The 21,898-nt window shown below is 65.0% G+C and carries 15 protein-coding genes; 5 read left to right on the top strand and 10 right to left on the bottom strand.

Annotated elements, in window-relative coordinates:
* Window positions 1-24 precede the first annotated feature (24 nt).
* Together AC5ZGW_RS22560 and AC5ZGW_RS22555 are read right to left on the bottom strand one after the other, a co-directional pair.
* The gene (locus AC5ZGW_RS22560) at window positions 25-1,419 is read right to left on the bottom strand and encodes a mercuric reductase (protein ID WP_130229493.1); all 1,395 of its coding nucleotides are present in this window, start codon (window positions 1,417-1,419) and stop codon (window positions 25-27) included.
* 299 nt (window positions 1,420-1,718) lie between these two features.
* On the bottom strand, window positions 1,719-4,709 hold the full coding sequence (locus tag AC5ZGW_RS22555) for an autotransporter outer membrane beta-barrel domain-containing protein (RefSeq protein WP_496113961.1): 2,991 nt from the start codon (window positions 4,707-4,709) through the stop codon (window positions 1,719-1,721).
* A 457-nt stretch (window positions 4,710-5,166) separates the two neighbouring features.
* On the opposite strand from AC5ZGW_RS22555, the gene AC5ZGW_RS22550 reads away from it, so the two are divergent.
* Window positions 5,167-5,487, top strand: a complete 321-nt coding sequence (locus AC5ZGW_RS22550; protein WP_245475040.1) for a hypothetical protein — start codon at window positions 5,167-5,169, stop codon at window positions 5,485-5,487.
* Between the two features lie 9 nt (window positions 5,488-5,496).
* Here AC5ZGW_RS22550 and AC5ZGW_RS22545 read toward each other — a convergent pair whose 3' ends face one another.
* From AC5ZGW_RS22545 to AC5ZGW_RS22535, 3 genes are all read right to left on the bottom strand, one after another.
* Entirely contained in the window at window positions 5,497-5,940 is a 444-nt protein-coding gene (locus AC5ZGW_RS22545) for a hypothetical protein (RefSeq protein WP_130229496.1), read from the bottom strand.
* A 180-nt stretch (window positions 5,941-6,120) separates the two neighbouring features.
* A complete protein-coding gene (gene mfd / locus AC5ZGW_RS22540; RefSeq protein WP_130229497.1) occupies window positions 6,121-9,639 on the bottom strand; it encodes a transcription-repair coupling factor in 3,519 nt (1,172 codons plus the stop codon).
* Window positions 9,636-9,920, bottom strand: a complete 285-nt coding sequence (locus AC5ZGW_RS22535) for an FAD assembly factor SdhE (RefSeq protein ID WP_028163490.1) — start codon at window positions 9,918-9,920, stop codon at window positions 9,636-9,638. Before AC5ZGW_RS22535 ends, mfd begins: the two co-directional genes overlap by 4 nt.
* Window positions 9,921-10,127: 207 nt before the next feature.
* On the opposite strand from AC5ZGW_RS22535, the gene recG reads away from it, so the two are divergent.
* Window positions 10,128-12,236: an ATP-dependent DNA helicase RecG gene (recG, locus tag AC5ZGW_RS22530; protein WP_130229498.1), complete on the top strand. Its 2,109-nt coding sequence runs from the start codon at window positions 10,128-10,130 to the stop codon at window positions 12,234-12,236.
* 250 nt (window positions 12,237-12,486) lie between these two features.
* Window positions 12,487-12,774 (top strand): GIY-YIG nuclease family protein, encoded by a 288-nt coding sequence (locus AC5ZGW_RS22525; protein WP_130229499.1) that lies wholly within the window; start codon window positions 12,487-12,489, stop codon window positions 12,772-12,774.
* Between the two features lie 111 nt (window positions 12,775-12,885).
* On the opposite strand, the gene AC5ZGW_RS22520 is transcribed toward AC5ZGW_RS22525, so the two are convergent.
* The 4 genes from AC5ZGW_RS22520 to glmU all read right to left on the bottom strand — a co-directional run bounded on the left by AC5ZGW_RS22520 (window position 12,886) and on the right by glmU (window position 18,171).
* Window positions 12,886-13,743 carry a DUF1932 domain-containing protein gene (locus tag AC5ZGW_RS22520; protein ID WP_463327423.1) on the bottom strand — a complete coding sequence of 286 codons (858 nt, stop codon included), beginning with the start codon at window positions 13,741-13,743 and terminating at the stop codon, window positions 12,886-12,888.
* Window positions 13,744-13,833: 90 nt separating this feature from the next.
* The gene (locus AC5ZGW_RS22515) at window positions 13,834-14,616 is read right to left on the bottom strand and encodes a DUF502 domain-containing protein (RefSeq protein ID WP_165435607.1); all 783 of its coding nucleotides are present in this window, start codon (window positions 14,614-14,616) and stop codon (window positions 13,834-13,836) included.
* 92 nt (window positions 14,617-14,708) lie between these two features.
* Window positions 14,709-16,535 carry a glutamine--fructose-6-phosphate transaminase (isomerizing) gene (gene glmS / locus AC5ZGW_RS22510; protein WP_130230673.1) on the bottom strand — a complete coding sequence of 609 codons (1,827 nt, stop codon included), beginning with the start codon at window positions 16,533-16,535 and terminating at the stop codon, window positions 14,709-14,711.
* A 277-nt stretch (window positions 16,536-16,812) separates the two neighbouring features.
* On the bottom strand, window positions 16,813-18,171 hold the full coding sequence (glmU, locus tag AC5ZGW_RS22505) for a bifunctional UDP-N-acetylglucosamine diphosphorylase/glucosamine-1-phosphate N-acetyltransferase GlmU (RefSeq protein WP_130230675.1): 1,359 nt from the start codon (window positions 18,169-18,171) through the stop codon (window positions 16,813-16,815).
* Between the two features lie 168 nt (window positions 18,172-18,339).
* Between glmU and AC5ZGW_RS22500 the strand changes: the two genes are divergently transcribed.
* Together AC5ZGW_RS22500 and AC5ZGW_RS22495 are read left to right on the top strand one after the other, a co-directional pair.
* Window positions 18,340-19,668: a hypothetical protein gene (locus tag AC5ZGW_RS22500; RefSeq protein WP_463327422.1), complete on the top strand. Its 1,329-nt coding sequence runs from the start codon at window positions 18,340-18,342 to the stop codon at window positions 19,666-19,668.
* 96 nt (window positions 19,669-19,764) lie between these two features.
* The gene (locus AC5ZGW_RS22495) at window positions 19,765-20,145 is read left to right on the top strand and encodes a hypothetical protein (RefSeq protein ID WP_028165524.1); all 381 of its coding nucleotides are present in this window, start codon (window positions 19,765-19,767) and stop codon (window positions 20,143-20,145) included.
* Here AC5ZGW_RS22495 and AC5ZGW_RS22490 read toward each other — a convergent pair.
* On the bottom strand, window positions 20,105-21,730 hold the full coding sequence (locus tag AC5ZGW_RS22490) for a glycoside hydrolase family 17 protein (protein ID WP_130230677.1): 1,626 nt from the start codon (window positions 21,728-21,730) through the stop codon (window positions 20,105-20,107). The genes AC5ZGW_RS22495 and AC5ZGW_RS22490 overlap by 41 nt on opposite strands.
* Between the last annotated feature and the right edge of the window lie 168 nt (window positions 21,731-21,898).

Below are 21,898 nucleotides of genomic sequence, written 5' to 3'. Positions count from 1 at the left end.
GCAAGGAGCGCCCGCGTCGTCCGATCAAGACCGCGGCGGCACGTTTGCGAATAGCGGCCCCAATCCTTCCGCGATGGTGAGATGGGCGATGACGGCATCACGCAACTTTGGGTACGGCAAGCCGGCGAGCATTGCGGTCTGGATGACGGCCATGACCTCGCCGGCCTCGGAACCGATCATTGAGAAGCCGAGGACACGGTCGTCATTCGCGCTGACGACCACCTTCATGAAGCCATCGGTCTCGTCGGTTGCCCCCGTGCGCAGGACATGACTCATCGGCAGCTTCGCGACACGCGCAGGGATACCCTGCCGCTTGGCTTCCTGCTCGGAGAGGCCGACACGTGCGAGCGGCGGATCGGTGAACACGACATAGGGAATGAGGCGATCGTCGGTCCTGCGGCTGCCGCCGGCCATGTTGTCCCTTACAATTCTGAAGTCATCGATCGAGACATGCGTGAACTGGGGGCTGCCGCAGCATTCGCCGATCGCCCAGACACCGGGCGCGGTCGTTTGCAGGCGCTCGTTGACACGAATGAAGCCGCGGGCATCGAGTTCTATTCCAGCTTCATCGAGCCCGATGCCGGCAGTGTTGGCGACGCGGCCAACCGCCACAAGCAAGTCGCTGCCTTCGATCTTCTCTTCACCCTTGGGGGTGCGCACGCTCACCGAGACCGTATCGCCGGAAACACCATGGACACTGACGGGCTGGGCGTTCAGCAACACGTCAATCCCCTCACCGCTCAGAATGCGCTGAATCTCTTCGGCCGCATCGGCATCTTCCCGTCCCATGAGCTGGCGACCTGGCTCGATGATCGTCACCCGGCTGCCGAACCGGCGGAAGCCCTGCGCCATCTCGACGCCGACATAGCCGCCCCCGAGCACGATCAGGTGCGACGGCAAATAGTCGACCTCAAGCGCTTCAATGTGAGTGAGCGCACGCGCGGCCTTGAGACCGGCGATCTCAGGAATGGCTGCGTGCGTACCAACATTGAGGACAACCTCGTCACCCGCGAGCAAGCGGGTACCCCCATCGTTCAACGCTACCTGAAGGGTCTTCGGACCCACGAAGTGGCCGCTGCCCATGATGAGTTCTGCGCCGCTCTCCTTGTAGGCGTTCAGGTGGAATGCGATCTCGCGGTCGACCATGCCCTGTTTGCGAGCGCGCATCTTGCCCATATCGGTCTTGACGGCGCCAGTCAGTGTCCCGAAATGCGCAGCGTTCCGCACGAGGTGAGCGACCCGCGCACTCCAGATTTCATTCTTCGACGGGAGACAGGCGACTGCCGGGCAGGAGCCGCCGACCCAGCGGCGCTCGACCACGGCGACTTTCTTGCCGGAACGGCCAAGATGCCATGCGAGCTGCTTGCCGCCCTGACCGCTGCCGAGGATGACGATATCGAAGTGTTCAGCCTGAGACATGGATGATCTCCGTGTTGTCTCCGAAACGGACCCTTACCTCCGAGGACATAGGATTGCGCCAGAAGCGCCACCGCTATGCGCCGCTGATCGTGATCGCGCTCTTATGGTTGCGGCAGGAACCTTCGGGGTGGAGAGCGCTGCCCTGGCTGCCGCCACGCCGAAGTTCCCCGCACGACACTCGTCGCGTGTGGTGGGGTTTGCGTCGCGCCTCTGCTAGTGCGCTCCTAGATCATGATCTCCGCGCGAACGCTTCGCGTTGTCGCGAGGGAAAGCCGGTTTCTACTTTTCCGGATCGGGCTCTAGAATCTCCAGGAGAAGCTGCCCTTGACCGAATGATCCTGCACGCGGTCCGCGAGCTGGCCGACATAGGAGATGCCGACGCTGGCTTGCGGCATGACCCGCAGGTCGAGCCCGCCTTCGACCAGCGCCGCGTTGCGCGCGAGCGGCACGCCCGCGACCATGAAGTTCGCGCCCGTGCTCTGGAACGCCAGCGCCGCCGTCGGGGTGACATCACCGAGCGCGTACTGCCACGCCACCGAGGCGCGCGGCGTCAGCGACATGCCGTTCGTCAGCCGGAAGCTGGTGGCGATGCGCGCGCCGAGCGTCGAGTAGCCGACGTCTTCCTTGGTGCCGGAGCCGAGCAACGCGGCGATGCCGCTACCGCCGGTCTCATTGAAACTGTTGGTGTCGAGATGGACCCAGGCGAGCCCCGCAAACGGTTCGAGCGCAACCTGTCCGACGGTCAGCCCATAACCCACCTCGCCGAACACCTGCGCCGTGGTGGCGTCGTAGCGGGCGCGCGCGGTGTCGAAGAAGTTCGGGAAGACGATCGAACGGCTGGTATCGAGCGTGCTGAAGCTTGCCGCCGCACCGCCGCGCAGGCTGAGCGCACCGTAGGTCGCACCGACATAACCGGCGAGATGGGCGGTCTCGACATCAGCGGAACTCGTCCGGTCGCTGACGCGGACGGTTGAACTGGTGTAGCCGCCGGCGATGCCCACGATCCAGTTGGGAGCGAAGCGATGATCGACGCCGCTGAAGAAGCCGGCAAGATCGCGCGTCATGCCAGCGGCATTGCCGTTGCCGTCGAGCCGGCCCCAGGCGCCGACGCCCTGCGCCCAGACCGCCGTCTCGGGAAGCACTGCGGGCACTGCGGGCGGCGCTTTCATCGGGAAAGCCGATTTGCCCACCTCCGCATAGGCGAGCGCAGGACTGGCCGATGCGGCCAACTGCGGGCCTCCGGAGGTGAGCGCGGCCATCGGCCCCGCGTCGCCGGTGAATGAAGCCTGCCGCAACCGTCCGAGCACGGCCTCGCGCAGATAGCGGGCGTCGTCGATCATTGCGGTCTGCGCGCTGGCATGCACTTCGCCCGACAGCGCATCGAACGCCTGCCGCGCGCCGGCCGCACTCTGGTTGAGCACGGCAATCACCAGCGGGCTGGTCAGTGAACTCTCCTGCAAGCCGCCGGCCGCCGCGCGCTGGTTTGGGGTCTCCGCGACGTCGGGGAATGCGGTGCTGCTGCGGGCGAATCTCAGGAATACGTCGTTGGCACCGTAGCTCAAAGTCGGCGTCAGGAAGATGAGGCTGCTGCTGACATCCGCAAACGTGCCGGTGACGCCGCCGTTCGCGGTGAGGATGGTGTAGGCTGTCTGCGGCGAAAAGATTCCGCTCTGCGCCAGCGCCAGCACGGTGCCCCCCGTGAGGCTTGCGGTCCCGGTAGCGACAATCCGATCGGATTGGCCGGCCGCATTGGTCTCGACTTGGTAGATCGAGCCCGCCGCGAAGCTGACATTGCCGGCGACGTTCAGGGTGCCGATCGAATTGCCGGGCGCGACGGCGCCGCCATTCGCAACAGCGAGGCCACCGATGGTACCGATGCCGCCGAGCGTGCCGCCGCCGTTCACAGCGACGGTGCTGGCGAGGCTCGCGCCGGCGTGGTTGTCATCGCCGACCACGAGCTTGCCGGCATTGACGGTGGTTGGGCCGGTGTAGGTGCTCTGGCCGTTGAGAACCAGGGTCTTCAAACCGGCCTTGATGAGAGCACCGCCTCCGGTGATCACATTGCTGAGCGTCATGTCCGACGACTGGTCAAACGTCAGCGTGCCGGCCTGGATTGCAATATTGCCGGTCAGGCCCGGCGTCGAACTGCCGAAGATGAGTGTGTTTGCCCCACCAAGAAACGTGAGAGCATTGGCACGTGTCACGCCGTCGTTGGACAAGCCGCCTGAAATCGTGCCGTTGTTGATGACAGTGGCATCCGTGCCGACGATGCCGGCGCCGCCGCCAAGGGTGCCGCCGCTCCCGCCATCTCCCCCGATGATCGATCCTGTGTTGCTGAGGGATGAACCCGACAGAATGGCACCGGCTCCGCCACCACTGCCCCCCGCCCCACCGCTGCCGCCTCCGAGACCGCCGCGAATGATGCCGCGGTTGTCGAGCGACGAGGCGGCACTCAGAGACACGCCAGCGCCGCCGCTCCCAGCGGGAGCCAGGACGCCGCCATATCCCACGGCGCCGCTGCCGCCGGTACCGCCGGCGATGTTTCCGGTGTTGATAACCGAAAGCGCGGCCCCGACAAGGCCGGCACCGCCAGTGCCTCCGACGCCGCCCCCTCCAGCGCCGACGGCTGCTCCGGCCATCCCGCCGATGCCACCAGCAATTCCTCCAGTGTTGGTGAAGCTGGCGCCTGTGGCACTGAATTGAACGCCCACACCGCCGCCGCCGCCACCGCCGCCGGTGTCAGGATACGGGGGGCCACCGTACCTTCCCGACTTGCCACCGTCGCCGCCATTGCCACCGGTGATGGTCCCGCTATTGCTGCTGGCGCCGCTGCCGGTGATCACGGCACCATAGCCACCTGCCCCGCCGCCGCCGCCGCCCGCGCCCGTCGTCGCCAGATTGCCGTCGCCACCCTTGCCGCCTCGGCCGCCGATCATCGTTCCAGTGTTGGTCAAGACTGCCGTGCCGGCACCGTTGCCATTGTACCCGCCGCCGCCGCCGCTGCCCCCGAAGAAGTCGCTCTGTCCATCGTGACCGTTCGGATCGCTCGCCGTACCTCCGGTGCCACCAGGGAGACCGCTGAACGCGCTACCGCCGTTACCGCCCCCCGCGCCGCCGCCGCCGCCGCCAGCGAGCGAATCAGCACGTACGCTATGGCCTGGATTCCCGGTGTAACCAGCGCCGCCACCCCCAGGGGTCCAGCCGAACCCGGCGCCGCCCTGACCTCCGTCAGCCCACGCCGCCATGGTGAAGCCGACAACCACACAAAAAGCGGTGGAACCGACGCGCATGACGCGCCGAACGTGCCGGCGATGACAATCGTGGCCCCGCGACTGGCGGTCCGAACATTTCCACGTCATTGCAGCCCCCACGACCCACTACCAATTTTCCGCGCACGTCTCTGTTGTCGCGAAACCACCCGCACGATTTCTGATCACATCAATCTGTGCTGCGACTTGCCCATTGCCGAAGCCGATGTTCACGAGAGAGTTCGCGACATTGGAGTACAGCAACGTTCATACTTGCGCTTGCTCCTCGATGACACCGAGCGAAACGACGCACGCGGATGCGTTGCGAACAGTCTTAGATGAATCACGATCTGACCACTACCCGAAGGGGTATACAGGCGTCGCTGTGAGCGATAAGGAAAACGAGCGAGGCTTTGCTGCAACAGATCGGGTTCCCGATTGCTGCAAACTGCGCGCAAAATAGATTCAATCTCAACCAGAAACTGCAACGCAGAATCCCATGGACAACAGGGACAATGATCTCGACGCCGAGATCATTCGCCTTTCCGAGTCCGAGCCCGATCTGAACGCGCCGCCTAGCGTGCCGTTCACGAGCATCATTCGCCTGATCGACGCGGAAGTTGTGAGCTTTTCCGAGTTCCATCACGCGAGCCAGGGCGTCGCCACGATCAACGCGCACGTCAAGGCGATCAACAGCAAGATCGACTCGGACAGCCGCCGTGCGGCCATCGTCATCGCACACACCACACCGCCTTTCGCCGATCTGCCGCCGCTCTGGAAACTCGGCCTCGATGCGTGGGGCAGCCAGGCGCAGCCGTAAGCTTCTTGGTCAGTAGCAGCGCGTGATGTTGACGGTGTGCTCACCGCCGCGCCGTCCGGGGACCGTCACGCTCTCCGAGGGACAGCTCGAGACATAGGGTCGATCGGAAGGTTCAACCATTGGCGGATAGCGATGGGCCCAGTCCCAGGGGACGTCATAGGTGTAGGTGTTGCGGAAGTCGCCCGAGACAGATTGCGATTGCGGCATGCCGGCGATGCCTTCGCCGACCGCTGGCGCATCGAAATAGCCTGCTGTGCCCGGCCAGAAGCCACCGACAAAGCCTCGCCGATGCGGCCGGAACGCAGGACCAACGTGCCCGCGCACAACCGACGGCGCCGAAGCAACCCCGGCGCGCGCTGCTCCTCCCGACCTCGCGGATGCATCATTCGCAGCGAACAGAAGCGCTGCTGCGCCAACAGACGCGATCAACGCGCCACAGATTCGATAGCTCATGGTACGCACCAACTCGCCAATTACGGAGCCGCACTCGGCGCACGCTAGGCCATGCGCTTTCGTGCCGCCAACGCATACTTAACTGGTAGTTAAGCAGTAATATTAACAGCCAGCTATTGTCTCAAAAGCTCGGGATCGGCCGCGCTGCGCGACCGGCATCCCGCGGACGGGAAGGCAAGCTTACGCCGCCTTCTTGTTCTCGGCGAGATTGGCAAGTTGCCGCAGGATTTCCGTTGTCCCTGCAAGCCGTTCCTCCGGAGTCTTCCATTCCTGGAAGAACACGACCTTCATGTCGGGCCGCACCTTGGCGGCTTGGCCATGCTGGCGGATGAAGGCAACCAGGCGGTCCGGCTGGGCAAAGGCATTGTCGCGGAACGAGATCACGGCGCCCTTCGGGCCGGCATCGACCTTCTCGACATTGGCGCGGCGGCAATAGGCCTTGATGGTGGCGACCTTGAACAGATAGCGCACCTCGTCGGGCAGCACGCCGAAGCGGTCGCGCATCTCGACTGCGAAATTGTCGATCTCCTCTTCGGTGTCGAGATCGGCGAGCCGCCGGTACAGCGACAGCCGCACCGAAAGATCGTTGACGTAATCCTCCGGAATGAGCACGGGCATGCCGATCGTGATCTGCGGCGACCAGCGGTCGGCGGCAGGCTCGGCGACGCCGGCTTTGAGGTTGACGATCGCCTCCTCCAGCATCGATTGATAGAGTTCGAAGCCGACTTCCTTGATGTGACCGGATTGCTCCTCGCCGAGCAGATTGCCGGCGCCACGGATGTCGAGGTCGTGGGAAGCGAGCTGGAAGCCCGCGCCCAGCGTCTCCAGCGACTGCAGCACCTTGAGCCGCCGTTCGGCCTGCGCCGTGATCTTCTGCTGCGCCGGCAGCGTGAACAGCGCATAGGCCCGCAGCTTCGAGCGACCGACGCGGCCGCGGAGCTGATAGAGCTGGGCAAGGCCGAACATGTCGGCGCGATGCACGATCAGCGTGTTGGCATTGGGGATATCGAGCCCTGACTCGACGATCGTGGTCGACAGCAGGATGTCGTATTTGCCGTCGTAGAACGCCGACATGATGTCCTCGATCACGGTCGGCGGCATCTGGCCGTGCGCCACCGCGACCTTCATCTCCGGCACGTTCTTGTCGAGGAAGTCCTTGACACCAGCGAGATCCTCGATCCGCGGCACCACATAGAACGCCTGTCCGCCGCGATAACGCTCGCGAAGCAGCGCCTCGCGAATCATCAAGGGATCATGCGGCGCGACGAAGGTGCGCACCGCGAGCCGGTCGACCGGGGGCGAGGCAATGATCGAGAGCTCGCGCACGCCGGTCAGTGCAAGCTGCAGCGTGCGCGGGATCGGCGTCGCGGACAGCGTCAGCACATGCACCTGCGCCCGGAGCTGCTTCAGCCGCTCCTTGTGGCCGACGCCGAAATGCTGTTCCTCGTCGACGATCAAAAGGCCCAGGTCCTTGAACTTGATCGACTTGCCGAGCAGCGCATGGGTGCCGACGACGACATCGACGCTGCCGTCAGTGAGCCCCTTCTTGACCTGCGTCAGCTCCTTTGTCGGGATCAGCCGCGAGGCCTGCGCGACATTGACCGGGAAGCCGCGGAAGCGCTCGGCAAAGGTCTTGCTGTGCTGGCGCGCGAGCAGCGTGGTCGGCACCACCACCGCAACCTGCTTGCCGTCGAGCGCGACCGCAAATGCCGCGCGCAGCGCCACTTCGGTCTTGCCGAAGCCGACATCGCCGCAGATCAGCCGGTCCATGGGGCGGCCGCTCTCGAGGTCCTTCAGCGTCGAGTTGATCGCGCCGAGCTGGTCCTCGGTCTCCTCATAGGGGAAGCGCGCGCAGAACTCGTCATAGACATGCGGCTGCACCGGCATCTTCGGCGCTTCATGCAGCATGCGCTCGGCCGCGATCTTGATCAATTCGCCCGCGATCTCGCGGATGCGGTTCTTCAGTTTCGCCTTGCGCGCCTGCCAGCCGGTGCCGCCGAGACGATCCAATTCGACATTGGCGCTGTCGGAGCCGTAGCGCGACAGCAGCTCGATGTTCTCGACCGGCAGAAACAGTTTTGTCTCCGCCGCATAATGCAGCTCGAGACAGTCATGCGGCGCGCCCCCGACCTCCAGCGTCTGCAGGCCGACGAAGCGGCCGATGCCGTGCTCGACATGGACGACGAGATCGCCGGCCGACAGGCTCGTGACCTCCGAGATGAAGTTGTCGAGCTTGCGATGCGCCTTGCGCGGCCGCACCAGGCGGTCGCCCAGGATATCCTGCTCGCTGATGACGGCGACATCGTCGGTCTCGAAGCCCGATTCCATGCCGAGCACAGCGAGCATTGCCTCGTTGCGCGGCGTCGCCTGCACCATGCGCCAGGTGTTGACGTTGGTGACATTGTGGAGCTTGTGGTCCTGAAGCATCGAGCCCATGCGGTCGCGCGAGCCCTCGCTCCACAACGCAATCACCACCTTCTTGCGCTGCGCCTGCAGGGCCTGCACATGGGCGGCGACGGCCTGGAACACGTTGATGGAGGTATCGGCGCGCTCCGGCGCGAAGTTGCGGCCCTGCCGCGCGCCGGCGTCGAACACCTCCGTGCTGCCTTCGGGCACGGCAAACGGCGTCAGCCGCGCCAGTGCGCCATCGTTCAGGCGCTGCGTCCATTCTGCCTCGGTGAGATAGAGCTGGTCCGGCGGCAGGGGCTTGTAGATCGCGCCGCGACCGGGATGCTCCATCGCCTCGCGCCGCGCGTCATAGTAGTCGACAATCTGCTTGAAGCGCTCGCGCGCGGCGTCCTCGCCCTGCGGCTCGATCGCGATCGGCGCGCCGTCGAGATAGTCGAGCAGCGTGTCCATCCGCTCCTGGAACAGCGGCAGCCAGTGCTCCATGCCGGGATGGCGGCGGCCTTCGGTGACGGCTTCATACAGCGCATCGTCGCGCTCCGGCGCGCCGAAGGCGGCGACATAGCCCATCCGGAAGCGACGGATGGTTTCCGTGGTGAGCTGGAATTCCGAGACCGGAACCAGATCGAGCCCGCGCATGTCCAGGAGCGTACGCTGGGTCTCGGCATCGAAGGTGCGGATCGATTCCAGGGAATCGCCGAAGAAATCGAAGCGCACGGGCTGCTCGAGCCCGGCCGGAAACAGGTCGAGGATGCCGCCGCGCACCGCATATTCGCCGGGCTCGCGCACGGTGGAGGAGCGCGTATAGCCATTGTGCTCAAGCCAGGCGACGATCGAGTCCATCGGCACGACATGGCCCGGCGCGACCGACAGCGCCTGCGCCGCCACCACCTCGCGCGCCGGCACCCGCTGCACGATGGCGTTCACGGTGGTCAGCACGATCAGAGGCTTGTCGCTGCCGGCGAGCCGCGACAGTCGTGCCAGCGTGGTCAGGCGCTGCGCCAGGACGCCACCATGCGGCGAGACACGGTCATAGGGCTGGCAGTCCCAGGCCGGGAACTGCATCACGGCAAGATCGGGCGCGAAGAATTCCAGTGCGCGGGCAAGCTGCTGCATCCGCGCCCCGTCGCGGCAGACCACGGCAAGGCTGACCGCCGGCCGCTTCGGCTTCGCCGCGATCGCGCGCGCGAGATCGGCGATGATGAGCCCCTCGGCCCCCTCCGCGACATTGGCAAAGGTCACCGCGCGCCCGGGGGCCAGCAGCGCGGCGGGCGATTTGGCTTGTGGTTTCATGTGTCGTGTTCCACCGCGCGAAACGCCTTGATGCGGGCAAACAGCGCCCCTGCCTCGTCAAGCGGCCTGTCGCCGATCAGCGCGGCATAGAGGTCGGGATCGGGCACCTCGAGCAGATGCTCCAGTTCGGACAGTTCGGCCTCCGAGAGGTTGCCGATTTCGGCGTCCGCAAAGCGGCCGAGGATGAGGTCCATCTCGCGGGTGCCACGATGCCAGCAGCGAAACAATAGCCGCTTGCGGCGGTCGTCGAGCCCGCCGCTCGACCGTGTCGTTCCCGTCATGTCGCCAAATCCATCCAAACGCCAAAAGCCCGGACGTGCCGGGCGGGGGTGATATAGCGACTGGGATGACCGATGTCAGCCCTTCTTGTTCCCAATTATCAACGCCTCCCGTCATTGCCGGGCTTGACCCGGCAATCCATCCTCTCTTGAAGATGGATGCGCGGATCAAGTCCGCGCATGACGCGTCTCGCACGACGAAAGACCTGAATGCGCCCTGCTCTGCTCAATCCCCTGTTTGCGCCGGTCACGAGCCTGTCAGGCGTCGGGCCGAAGCAGGACAAGCTGCTCCGCTATCTGCTCGACCGCAGCGAGACGCCGCGGCTGGTCGATCTGTTGCTGCATCTGCCCGCAAGCGTGATCGACCGCCGCGCGCGGCCGAAGATCCGCGACGCGGTTCCGGGCACGATGGTGACGCTTGAGGTCACGATCGACCGCCATCGCCCGGCCCCGCCGCGCAGTTCGCGTGCGCCCTATCTCGTCTATGCCAGCGACGACACCGCCGATGTGGTGCTCACCTTCTTCCGCGCCCAGCCGGGCTATGTCGAGAAGCTGCTTCCCGTCGGAACCAAGCGCTATGTCTCCGGCACCTTGCAGATGTACGACGGCATCCCGCAGATCGTGCATCCCGACCGCGTCGTCGACGAAGAAGGTTTTGCAAAACTCTCCGGCATCGATCCGGTTTATCCGCTGACCGAGGGACTTGCGATCGGCTCACTGCGGCGCGCGACCGCGCAGGCATTGCAGAAGCTTCCTGCATTGCCGGAGTGGATCAGGCCCGAGGTGCTGCGCCGCTGCAGCTTTCCGCCGATCGCGGAAGCGCTGCAGCGTGTCCATGTGCCGGTCGAGCTCACCGACATCCTGCCTGACGGCCCGTTCTGGTCGCGCCTTGCCTTCGACGAGCTGCTCGCCGGGCAATTGGCGCTGGCGCTGATCCGCGCCCAACTCCGCCGGCCTGCCGGCGACCGCAATGCAGGCGACGGCCATCTGCGCAACAAGATCATCGACGCGCTGCCCTATGCACTGACGGCTTCGCAACGCTCCGCTATGGCGGCGATTGCAGAAGATCTGCGCCAGCCGGTGCGCATGCTGCGCCTGCTGCAGGGCGACGTCGGGTCCGGCAAGACCGTGGTGGCGCTGCTCGCGGCCGCGGCCGTCGCCGAAGTCGGCAAGCAGGCCGCGCTGATGGCGCCGACCGAAATCCTGGCGCGGCAGCACATCAAGACCATCGCCCCGCTTGCGGAGCGCGCCGGTCTTCGTGTCGCGATCCTCACCGGCCGCGAGAAGGGCAAGGAGCGGCGCGAATTGCTGGCCAGGCTCGAGGCCGGCGGGATCGATCTTTTGGTCGGCACACATGCGCTGATCCAGGACGACGTGATCTTCAAGTCGCTGGCGCTTGCGATCGTCGATGAGCAGCATCGCTTCGGCGTGCGCGAGCGGCTGGCGCTGACATCGAAAGGCGAAGCGGTGGACGTGTTGGTGCTGAGCGCCACGCCCATCCCGCGCACGCTGGTGCTCACCTATTTCGGCGACATGGACATCTCCGAATTGCGAGAAAAACCGGCCGGCCGCCAGCCGATCGATACCCGCGCCGTGCCGGCGAGCCGCATCAGCGACGTCATCGACGCCGTCGGCCGCGCGCTGACGGCGGGCAAGCTGGTCTACTGGATCTGCCCGCTGGTGGAGGAATCCGAAGCCGAAGGCACCGAACACCTGACCAACGCGACGAAGCGGTTCGAGAGCCTGCAGAAGCGTTTCGGCGACAGTGTCGGCCTCGTCCACGGCCAGATGAAGGGCGCGGAGAAGGACGCCGTGATGGCGCAGTTCGCCGCGCATGAGATCACGCTGCTGGTCGCCACCACGGTCGTCGAGGTTGGCGTCGACGTACCGGCGGCGACCATCATGGTGATCGAGAACGCAGAGCGTTTTGGACTTGCGCAACTGCACCAGCTTCGCGGCCGGATCGGGCGCGGCTCGGAGGCGTCAACCTGCCTGCTGCTCTACCAGGAGCCGCTCGGCGAAATCGCAAAAGCGCGGCTTAAAGCGATCCGCGAAACCACCGACGGCTTCCGTATCGCCGAGGAAGACCTGAAGCTGCGCGGCGAAGGCGACGTGCTCGGCATCCGCCAAAGCGGCCTTCCAGGCTACCGCATCGCGCGCCCTGAGGTGCACGGCCAGCTCATCGCGCAGGCCCGCGACGAAGCGCTACACATTATGAAGGACAATCCGAAGCTGAAAGGCGAGCGCGGCGACGCCTTGCGCTGCCTGCTCTACCTGTTCGAACGTGACGAAGCGATCCCCCTGATCGGCGCGGGGTGACGTTCTTCCCCGTCATTGCGAGCGCAGGGAAGCAATCCATGGTACGGCAAGCGGAGACGTGGATTGCTTCGTCGCTTCGCTCCTCGCAATGACGGTGTTTGTGGCAGCAGGACCGCGCAACCCCAACCGCCGTCATTGCGAGCGCAAGCGAAGCAATCCACCTTTCCGCGCTCTCGAAAGCCAATGGATTGCTTCGTCGCTTTCGCTCCTCGCTATGACGGTGTAAGTTTGCGTTGTGGAGGGCGAACGAATGAAGCAGCCGTGCGTGTACATCGTCGCAAACAAGCGTCATGGAACGCTCTATGCGGGTGTGACATCGTATCTGCCGAAGAGGGCCTTTGAGCATCGCGAAGGACTCGTAGAAGGCTTTACGGCGAAATACGGCTGCAAGGTGCTGGTCTGGTACGAACTCCACGACACCATGCTCGACGCCATCGCGCGCGAAAAACAGATCAAGGCCGGCAGCCGCGCGAAGAAGATCGCCCTGATTGAAGCTGTGAACCCGGATTGGAAAGATTTGTACGACACGTTGATCTGACTGGCTCTTACCCCGTCATCGCGAGCGCGGCGAAGCAATCCATGCCTCCACGCACGCGGTGACAATGGATTGCTTCGTCGCTTCGCTCCTCGCAATGACGGTGGTAGCTTTTTAGCTATTCTTCGCCTTGCAGCTCTCGGCGAACGCCCGCAGCTTCGCGACGTCCTCGCCCGCGCCGCTCGCATCCGCAGCGATGTGCTCGAACAGCCGCGCGAATCCCTCATAGGCGAGACTGGCGGGATGATCCGGGCCGAGGAAAGCGGCGATCTCGCGCATCTCGGCGACCCAGCGATACGCCTTCGGCACCATATCGGGCAGCGCATTCCCGATCCGCGCCAAAATGTGCGGCTGGCTGAGTGCCAGTTCGTCGCGCAACGCGTCCGCGGCGCCCGCGCGCGTGGCCGCCAGCACCATGGCGGCGCCGACGGCCGTCAGGCCCTTGTTGATGCCCGCATACGACATCTTGAGCGCGGAAGCAGCGCCGACCGGCCCTTCGACGATGCGCAAGTCGAGACCGAATTGCTTGAGCACTGCGAGGTCCTGCGCATGTTCGCCCGAGACGTAGAACGCCGGTCCAGCCGAGCCCGGCTTCGGCGGCAGGCCGATGATGCCACCATCGACGAAGCGCGCGCCGGAAGCGGCGATGATTTCGCCAACCTTCTGCACCGTCTCGACATTGACGGCATTGCAATCGACGACGACAGGTCTCGTTCGGTGTTTCGCGATATTGGCCGCCAACTGCTCGGCCAGCGCGATCGCCTCGCCGGGCGGCACGATCGACAAGATGATGTCGGCAGCGGCGATATCAGCGTCGTCGGCCGCCATCATGCCGGCGGCCGCCGCGCGTTTGGCGCTCGCTTCGCTCCGGCCGTGAAGTGAGGTCAGGACGCGGGCGCCGTGTTCGGCCAGGCGTTGCGCCACCGCGCTGCCCATGGCACCCGGCGCGAGGATCGCGATCGTATTGGACATGATGGATCCTGAAGGTTTTTGCGAGACCGCATTTGTAGAACGATCCGAAGGCGAGCACGAGTTCGCCTCACCTTCAAAATCGGGAGAGCCCTATTCCACTTTCGCGGGCGCGGGCTTCGGCTGCAGCGTGGAGGCGGAGTTGGCGATGCGGGCGGCATTGGCGACACCGGCCAGCGCGGCGACGCGCTTTGCATCGCCGGAGCCCGGCTGGACGACGCCGGCGGACATGATCAATGTCGCGGCATCCTCGGCGCTCAGCTCGACTTCGATGATCTTGCTCTTCGGCACGTAGAAGAAAAAGCCGGTGGTCGGGTTCGGCGAGCATGGCAGGAACACCGAGATGTGTTCCTCCTCGCCCGGCAGACTCGCCGCGATGTTCGCGCTCGGCGATTGCGAGATCAGGACAATCGACCACATGCCCGGCGAGGGAAATTCGACCAGGCCGACGCGGCGGAAGCTCGATCCGTTGCCCGAGAACAGCGTCTCGAACACCTGCTTGAGGCCGCGATAGATCGCGCGCACCGCCGGAATCCGCCCCAGCAGTCGCTCGCCGAGATCGACCAGCGTCCGTCCGATCAAATTCGCGGTAAGGAAACCGAGCAGCGTCAGCGCGATCACCGCGACGACCAGCCCGGAACCGGGCACGCCGAATGGCAGGTAGGTTTCAGGGCGATAGGCCGAAGGCACGAACGGTCGCACCAGGCCGTCGACCCAGGTCACGAACCACCAGGTCAGATAGAGGGTGATCGCCACTGGCCCCGTGACGATCAGCCCGGTCAGGAAATAGTTTCGAAAGCGGGCCATCAGGCCGCGCGGGCCGTCTGGCGAGTGTTCGCCCGGGGGCGGGATCGGAGGCGGATTCTCGGGGCTCATTATGGTTCCAGGTCGCAGGGCGCAGCCAGAATCTCCCAGCTAAGCCATCCTAGCAGGTTTTTGAAGGGCCAACGTAATCCGGGCGGTTGCGGCTATTCGACCGTAACCGACTTCGCAAGGTTGCGCGGCTGGTCGACGTCCGTGCCCATGACCACTGCGGTATGATAGGCGAGGAGCTGCACCGGAACGGCATAGACTATCGGCGTAAAGGCCGCCGCCATGTCCGGTAGCACGATCGTGACCAGGGAATCGACGGTCGCCTCCGCCGCCCCCTTGGCATCGGTCATCAGGATGATGTTGCCGCCGCGGGCGGCCACTTCCTGCATGTTGGAGACGGTCTTCTCGAACACCTTGTCGAAAGGCGCGATCACCACGACCGGCATGTTCTCGTCGATCAGCGCGATCGGCCCGTGCTTGAGCTCGCCGGCGGCATAGCCCTCGGCGTGGATGTAGGAAATCTCCTTCAGCTTCAGCGCACCCTCGAGCGCGAGCGGATAGCTGGTGCCGCGGCCGAGATAGAGCACATCGTGCGATTTGGAGATCTCGCGCGCGAGCTTCTCGATCTGCGGCTCCGTGGTCAGCGCCGCCGCGATCAATCGGGGAACCTCGACGAGGCCGTGTACGAGCCGGGCCTCGTCCGCATCCGACAGTTCGCCGCGCGCCTTGCCGGCGGCGACCGCGAGCGATGCCAGCACCATGAGCTGGCAGGTGAAGGCCTTGGTCGAGGCGACACCGATCTCGGGACCGGCCAGCGTCTGCAGCACGGTCTCGCTCTCGCGCGCGATCGTCGAGGTCGGCACGTTCACCACCGAAACCGTATGCGCGCCCTGCTCTTTCGCGTAACGCAACGCGGCCAGCGTGTCGGCAGTCTCGCCGGATTGCGAGATGAAGATCGCAAGATCGCCTTTCCGCAAAGGCGCCTCGCGGTAGCGGAATTCGGACGCGATATCGATCTCGACCGGCAGGCGCGAGAACCGCTCCAGCCAATATTTCCCGACATAGCCCGCATAGTTCGCGGTGCCGCAGGCGGTGATCGAGACGCGCTGGATATCCTTGAAATCGAACGGCAGCTTGACCGGCAACGTGACCCGCTCGGTCGCCATGTCGATATAGCGGGCGAGAGTGTGGCCAACCACTTCCGGTTGCTCGTGGATTTCCTTGGCCATGAAGTGGCGGTAGTTGGCCTTATCGACCAGGAATGCCGATGCGCCTGACTTCAGCACCTCGCGGTTGGCGACCGCGCCATGCTCGTCATAGATCACGCCGACCTCGCGCGACAGCACCACCCAGTCGCCGTCCTCGAGATAGCTGATCGTATCGGTGAACGGCGCCAGCGCGATCGCGTCCGATCCCAGATACATTTCGCCGTCGCCATGCCCGACCGCGAGCGGCGAACCTTTGCGGGCGCCGATCAGGAGGTCATTGTGGCCGTTGAACAGGAACGCCAGCGCGAACGCGCCGCGGAGCTGCGGCAGCGACGCCTTCACCGCGTCCTGCGGCGAATAGCCCTTCAGGAGGTAGGAGTTGACGAGATGGGCGACGACCTCGGTGTCAGTTTCGCTGGAGAATTTCGCGCCCTGCTTCTCGAGCTCCTGGCGCAATTCGCGAAAATTCTCGATGATGCCGTTGTGGACGACAGCGACGTTGTCCGTCGCATGCGGATGCGCATTGCCCTCGGTCGGCCGGCCATGCGTCGCCCAGCGCGTATGCCCGATGCCGGTGTGACCATCGAGCGGCTCGGCGTGCAAACGCGCTTCCAGGTTCTTCAATTTTCCTTCCGCGCGCCGCCGCACCAGATGGTCGCCCTCCAGCGTGGCGACACCAGCGGAATCGTAGCCGCGATATTCAAGTCGCTTGAGCGAATCGACCAGCTGCTCCGCAACCGGTGCCCGTCCGAGAATGCCGATAATGCCGCACATGCGGATCAAAATCCCCAAATCGCCGAAAATTTGCCAAACCGACGACACGCTCCCTTAACGGGAAACGCGGGTACCAACAAACTCAATAATTATTGCGGATTGAGACAGTGTTAAAGGGAAGATTAACGGGTGCGGCAGACGGATCCAACCTGCCCCTTCCTATCGCCACAAACCGCCGCAGTCATTCCGTCGAAAGAGAGCACGACATCGTAGGATGGGTAGAGCGATGGGTTTCGCTTCCGCTCTGCCCATCCTACGGGACAAGCAATCTACGGCGTCAGCTTCCCTTCGCGGCCTTCGCTTTCATCTTGATCTCACGATAGCGCGCAGCGCCGCCTTCGCGGACGGATTGCGGGCTGCGTTCGACGGCCATCGCATCGTCGGGCACGTCCTTGGTGATGACGGAGCCCGAGCCGATATAGGCGCCGGCACCGATCTTCACGGGCGCGACCAGCGAGGAATTGGTGCCGATGAAGGCGCCCTTGCCGATCAGGGTCTTGTGCTTGAGGAAGCCGTCATAATTGCAAGTGATGGTGCCGGCACCGAGATTGGAGTTGGCGCCGACATGGGCGTCGCCAACGTAAGAGAGATGATTGACCTTGACGCCCGCCTCCAGGATCGCAGCCTTGGTCTCCACGAAATTGCCGATCCGCGAGCCGTCGCCGAGCGAGGTGCCGGGCCGCAGCCGCGCATAGGGACCGATCGAGACCTTGTTGCCGATCGTGGCCTCGACGATGTGCGAGAAGGAGTGGATCACCGCGCCATCGCCGATGCTCACGCCGGGGCCGATCACCACGAAGGGCTCGATGGTGACGTCACGGCCGAATTTGGTGTCGGCGGCGAGATAGACGGTCTCCGGCGCGATCAGCGTCACGCCGGCCTCCATCGCAGCCTTGCGCAACCGCGCCTGCAGCACCGCTTCGGCTTCCGCAAGCTGCGCCTTGGTGTTGATGCCGCGCACTTCGTCTTCGCTGGTCTCGATCACGACGGCCTCCAATCCTTTTTCACGTACGATGGCGACGGCATCGGTCAGGTAATATTCGCCCTTGGCATTGGCATTGCCGATCTCATCGAGGATGCCGAGCGCTTTGCGCCCGTCGAACGCCATCACGCCGGCATTGCACAGCGTGATCTTGCGTTCCTCGGCGCTGGCGTCGGCCTGCTCGCGGATCGCAACGAGCCTGCCGTTCTCGACCACCAGCCGGCCGTAGCCGGTGGGATCGGCGGCGCGGAAGCCGAGCACCGCGAGCGCGGCGCCATTCTTCAGCGGCGCGCGCAGTCGCTCGAAGGTCTCCGCCGATATCAGTGGCGTGTCGCCGAACGCGATCAGGAGATCGTTGGCTCCATCAGCGATCGCCTCGCGCGCCGCCAGCACCGCATGGGCCGTGCCGAGCCGCTCGCGCTGCACGAAGGTACTGGCGTCAGAACGGACCCGCCGCGTCTCATCCGCGACCGCCTGATGGTCCGGCCCGACCACCACTGCCAGCGAAGCGCCTGTGCCATTCGGCGCGGCACGCAGCACATGGGACAACAGCGACTCTCCGGCGACGGGATGCAGGACCTTCGGCAGCGAGGATCGCATGCGCGTGCCCTCGCCGGCCGCGAGCACCACCGTCAGGCTGGATCGAGCAGTCATCAAAACCCTCAAATATTGTCCGCGGATCGCGCCAAGCCGTCTTAATTGGTTTCCCCGGGCGAGGAAACCTATTCGCCTTCCGGGTTGGCTACGGATCAGGTTCCCCGCGCATTTCCTGTTAATCTTTGCGGCGTGATTCGGCGGGCCTTGAGGAGGGCCAAAGGGGTTTTGGCCAAAGATCCTGACAATCTGGCAGGCGATCTCGGCGCGGAAAGCACCGGCGGTTTGTTTACAGGCCTGCTTGCCGAGGAAGACGAATTCGACCGCCGCACGCTGTGGCGGCTCGGCTCCTGGGGTTTTGCCGCGGTCGGCGCCGTCACGCTCGCGGTCCTCGCCAACCAGTCCTCGCTCGGGTGGCGGCGCGACCAGGGTGCCGCCGCGGAGGTGGCGCGGCAGGCGCAGCAGATCCAGATGCTCGCCAAGGAGAACCAGAACGAGGCGCGGCGGCTTGCGTCCGCGATCGAGACGCTCAATTCGGACCGCGACCGGCTCTACACCCGCGTCACCGTGCTGGAGCAAGGACTGGATTCGGTTACCGGCACGATCGCGAAGCAGAGCACGGCGGCTGCACCACAGTCCGCCCCCTCGCCATATCCCGCGTGGGTGCAGGAGCCGGCAGCGCATCATGCCCCGGCTCCGGTCGTGGCCCCAGTCGCGGCAACGACACCCGCTCCAACCGCGCCCGAGAAACCAGCCGCCGAAAAGCCCCCGGTGCTGGCTTCGGACAAGCCACTGGCCGCTGCGAGCGAGAAGCCGCCCGTGGAGAAACCGCCGGTCGTTGCTGCCAACACGGCACCCGCCGCCCCCGTGCCAGCCAGCAATCCGGACGCGGCCGATGCCGCGGCAGCGTCGCTCCCCGCGATGCCGCTCGTCGGCGCGGCGTCGATAATCGGACCGCCCGTTCCTGCCGCGAGCAAGCAAGTCGAGTCGGCCATGCCCGCTGCTACGGTCACCGCCAGCCCCATGCCCGAGGTGGTCGCCGCGGCACCTGCCGCTGGTGACGCGGAGAAAGCGAAAGAGGACGCCGGCGCGCCGAAAGCCGAGGTGCAGCATACCGAATTCGGGGTCGATCTCGGCACCGCCAATACGGTGCCGGGGCTGCGCGCGTTGTGGCGAGGCCTGTTGAAATCGCGCTCGAACGCTCCACTGTTCAACCTGCGCCCGATCATCGTCATCAAGGAAGGCGCCAACGGGCTCGGCATGCAGCTTCGCCTGGTTGCCGGCCCGCTGCGCGACGCCGGGGCCGCGGCGAAAATCTGCGCGGTGCTCGCCGAGAACGGCCGCCCTTGCGAGACCGCTGTTTTCGACGGCCAGCGCCTGACGCTCAAGGACGAGCCGGAGCCGACGGCGACGACTCCCAACAAGCCCGCACCACGCCGGCACGCGGCACCGAAACGAGCGGCAGCTCCAGTGGTGGTCGAGGAGCCGCCGAAGAAGCCGGAGCCGCCTTCCGCAGTCTCGGCGATCACCTCAATGTTCGGTCGCAAGGAGCAATAATGGCGTGACCGCAAGACGTTGCGGCGACATTTTCACTCGCTTTCATACCGCCCGAAGCGGCTTGTCCTCGTCCCCTTTCCCGACCATATTCGCGCGATGACAAAGACCCCGTTTCGCCTTACGCCCTATCAGGTGCAGTTCCTGCTGATCGTCGGTTTCCTCACCGTCGGTTACGCACTTTACGTGCGCTATCTCGTGATCGAATTCTCAACTGTCGCGCTCGCCTGCGATGCGGGCCTGCAGACCATGAACTGCAAGGTGCGCGCGCTGGCGACGACCCTGTTCCGGAACTCGGTGTTCGGCATCGTCGCGCTCGTGATCGCGACACTGCACGTGCTGCGGCCGTCGATCGTCCTGATGACCGGCGGGCTGATCGCGGCGGGGTTCGGGATCGTGCTCTACAATGTCGCGCTGTCGGGGATCGCGATCGGCCTGCTCATTTTGGGCTTTGCGCGACCCGCGCCCGCCACAGCGTAAGCGCCAGCAACACATACATCGCGCAGGTCCAGACCGACTGCCAGTTGTCGGTACCCTCGTTGAGGAAGGTATAGCCGGCCGCAACCAGCAGAAGGCCGGCGAACACGGCCTCCGCGATCGGCCTTACCCCTTCCTGCGGCCGGTTGAGCAGCATCAGCAGCGCAAACGGCACCACCGCCATGGTGAGCGAGGCGAACGGAAAGTCCTTGTAGCGCGGGTCGAAGGTGAAGCCGAGTGCGGTTTCTGCCCCGATCACGGTCGTCACGATCAGCGACAGGCCGAGCAGCGCTGTGAGCAAGGTGCCGTGCCGGTACTGGCGCGGTCCGAGCAGTTCGAGGAAGGTCGGCAGCGACTTGCCCTCCATCAGCGCGTGAGCCGACAGGATCGGCGCGAGGATGGCTGCCGCAAGCAGCGTCCCCCATTGCACCCAGCCGCCGGTCCCGTAGCTCTCATAGATCATCTTGTCGATGGCAACCCCGAGCAGGATCCCGGCGCTGGTTGCGGAGACGCCAACCGCGATCCAGGACATGATCCGCGGCGCCCATGGCCGCCGCCGGACCGCCAGCCAGGCCACGAGGAAGGTGACGAAGCCCAGCCCAAGGCCAGCGCCCATGTACCATTTCCAAAGCGGGTAATTGCTGATGGCGACTCCGGGCGGGTACTTCACCACGCGATTGACGGAGTCGAACAGGCCCCAATAGCCGCCGACCGTACCCTCGAGCTGGCGCTTCCAGGGCTGGTCATAGGCCTCGATCAGGTTGACGCGGAAACCCTCGCGCTTGGCGAGATCGAGGATTTCCGAGACGATCCGCGCCTGGTTGGTGCGCGATGGCAGCGCCCCCTCGCGCATCCTGCCCATGCTCGGCCAGCCCGTCTCGCCGATCAGGATCTCCTTGTTCGGGAATGCCACCGCCATGCGCTTACGGATGGCATCGACATGGGCGGCGGCGAATTTCGCCCGCACCGGCATGTCTTCCCAGTAAGGCAGGATATGAATGGTGACGAAATCGACGGCGTCATAGACCTCGCGGTTGCGCAGCCAGAATTCCCAGACGTCGGCGTAGGTCACGGGCACCTGGACCTGGGCCTTCACCGCGCGGACATAGGCGGCGAGATCCGCGGTCGTCATCTCCCCGCGCAGCAGCACTTCGTTACCGACGACCAGCGCCGTGATCACACCCGGATATTGCTTGGCGAGCCCGACCGCGACCGCGATCTGGGTCTGGTTCTTGATCCGGTCGCTGCCGAGCCAGATGCCCTGGATGACTTTCAGCCCGACCTTCGCCGCGAGGCCCGGCACCTGGTCGAGCCCGTTCTCGATCGAATAGGTGCGCACACACTCGGTGACCTTGGCGAGATCAGCCAGATCCTGGGCGATCTGGTCGGCCGAAATATGCGTGGTGGGGATCAGCGGCGTCTGCGTATCGCGGAACGGCGCATAGGAGACGCATTGCAGCTTTGCATTGGGGTCGATCGGCGCGCGCGCAAGCGTAATCGGCGTGGCGAGCCACCACCACACGGCCGCAATCAAACCCAGCGATATCAGGAGAAGCGCCAGTGGCGTACGAAGAGAAATCGGTTCCATCCTCCGGGGGACCGTCGATTAGCCGGTCATGCACCGTCTGCCAAGAGCACGAGTCGGGCAATAGCAAGGTTGTCCTGCGACAGTTTTGCGCTGTTGCGATAAAGTTGTGACTTTGCTGGACAAAATCTGAAATACCGGTCATGGGATTCCGCCAGCGTCTCCGCCGCA

The organism is Bradyrhizobium sp. Crot121, assembly GCF_059512385.1.
Note: the sequence above shows the minus strand (reverse complement) of the source record. Positions and strands in the feature narration are given on the sequence as shown.

Coding starts and splice junctions, on each gene's coding strand:
- AC5ZGW_RS22545 (WP_130229496.1), bottom strand. CDS start 5,940: ATGAGCTATCGAATCTGTGGCGCGTTGATCGCGTCTGTTGGCGCAGCA.
- AC5ZGW_RS22535 (WP_028163490.1), bottom strand. CDS start 9,920: ATGACGGGAACGACACGGTCGAGCGGCGGGCTCGACGACCGCCGCAAG.
- glmU (WP_130230675.1), bottom strand. CDS start 18,171: ATGACTGCTCGATCCAGCCTGACGGTGGTGCTCGCGGCCGGCGAGGGC.
- recG (WP_130229498.1), top strand. CDS start 10,128: ATGCGCCCTGCTCTGCTCAATCCCCTGTTTGCGCCGGTCACGAGCCTG.
- glmS (WP_130230673.1), bottom strand. CDS start 16,535: ATGTGCGGCATTATCGGCATTCTCGGACGGGCACCGGTTGCGGAGCAG.
- AC5ZGW_RS22495 (WP_028165524.1), top strand. CDS start 19,765: ATGACAAAGACCCCGTTTCGCCTTACGCCCTATCAGGTGCAGTTCCTG.
- AC5ZGW_RS22560 (WP_130229493.1), bottom strand. CDS start 1,419: ATGTCTCAGGCTGAACACTTCGATATCGTCATCCTCGGCAGCGGTCAG.
- AC5ZGW_RS22555 (WP_496113961.1), bottom strand. CDS start 4,709: ATGCGCGTCGGTTCCACCGCTTTTTGTGTGGTTGTCGGCTTCACCATG.
- AC5ZGW_RS22515 (WP_165435607.1), bottom strand. CDS start 14,616: ATGAGCCCCGAGAATCCGCCTCCGATCCCGCCCCCGGGCGAACACTCG.
- AC5ZGW_RS22550 (WP_245475040.1), top strand. CDS start 5,167: ATGGACAACAGGGACAATGATCTCGACGCCGAGATCATTCGCCTTTCC.
- AC5ZGW_RS22520 (WP_463327423.1), bottom strand. CDS start 13,743: ATGTCCAATACGATCGCGATCCTCGCGCCGGGTGCCATGGGCAGCGCG.
- AC5ZGW_RS22525 (WP_130229499.1), top strand. CDS start 12,487: ATGAAGCAGCCGTGCGTGTACATCGTCGCAAACAAGCGTCATGGAACG.
- mfd (WP_130229497.1), bottom strand. CDS start 9,639: ATGAAACCACAAGCCAAATCGCCCGCCGCGCTGCTGGCCCCCGGGCGC.
- AC5ZGW_RS22490 (WP_130230677.1), bottom strand. CDS start 21,730: ATGGAACCGATTTCTCTTCGTACGCCACTGGCGCTTCTCCTGATATCG.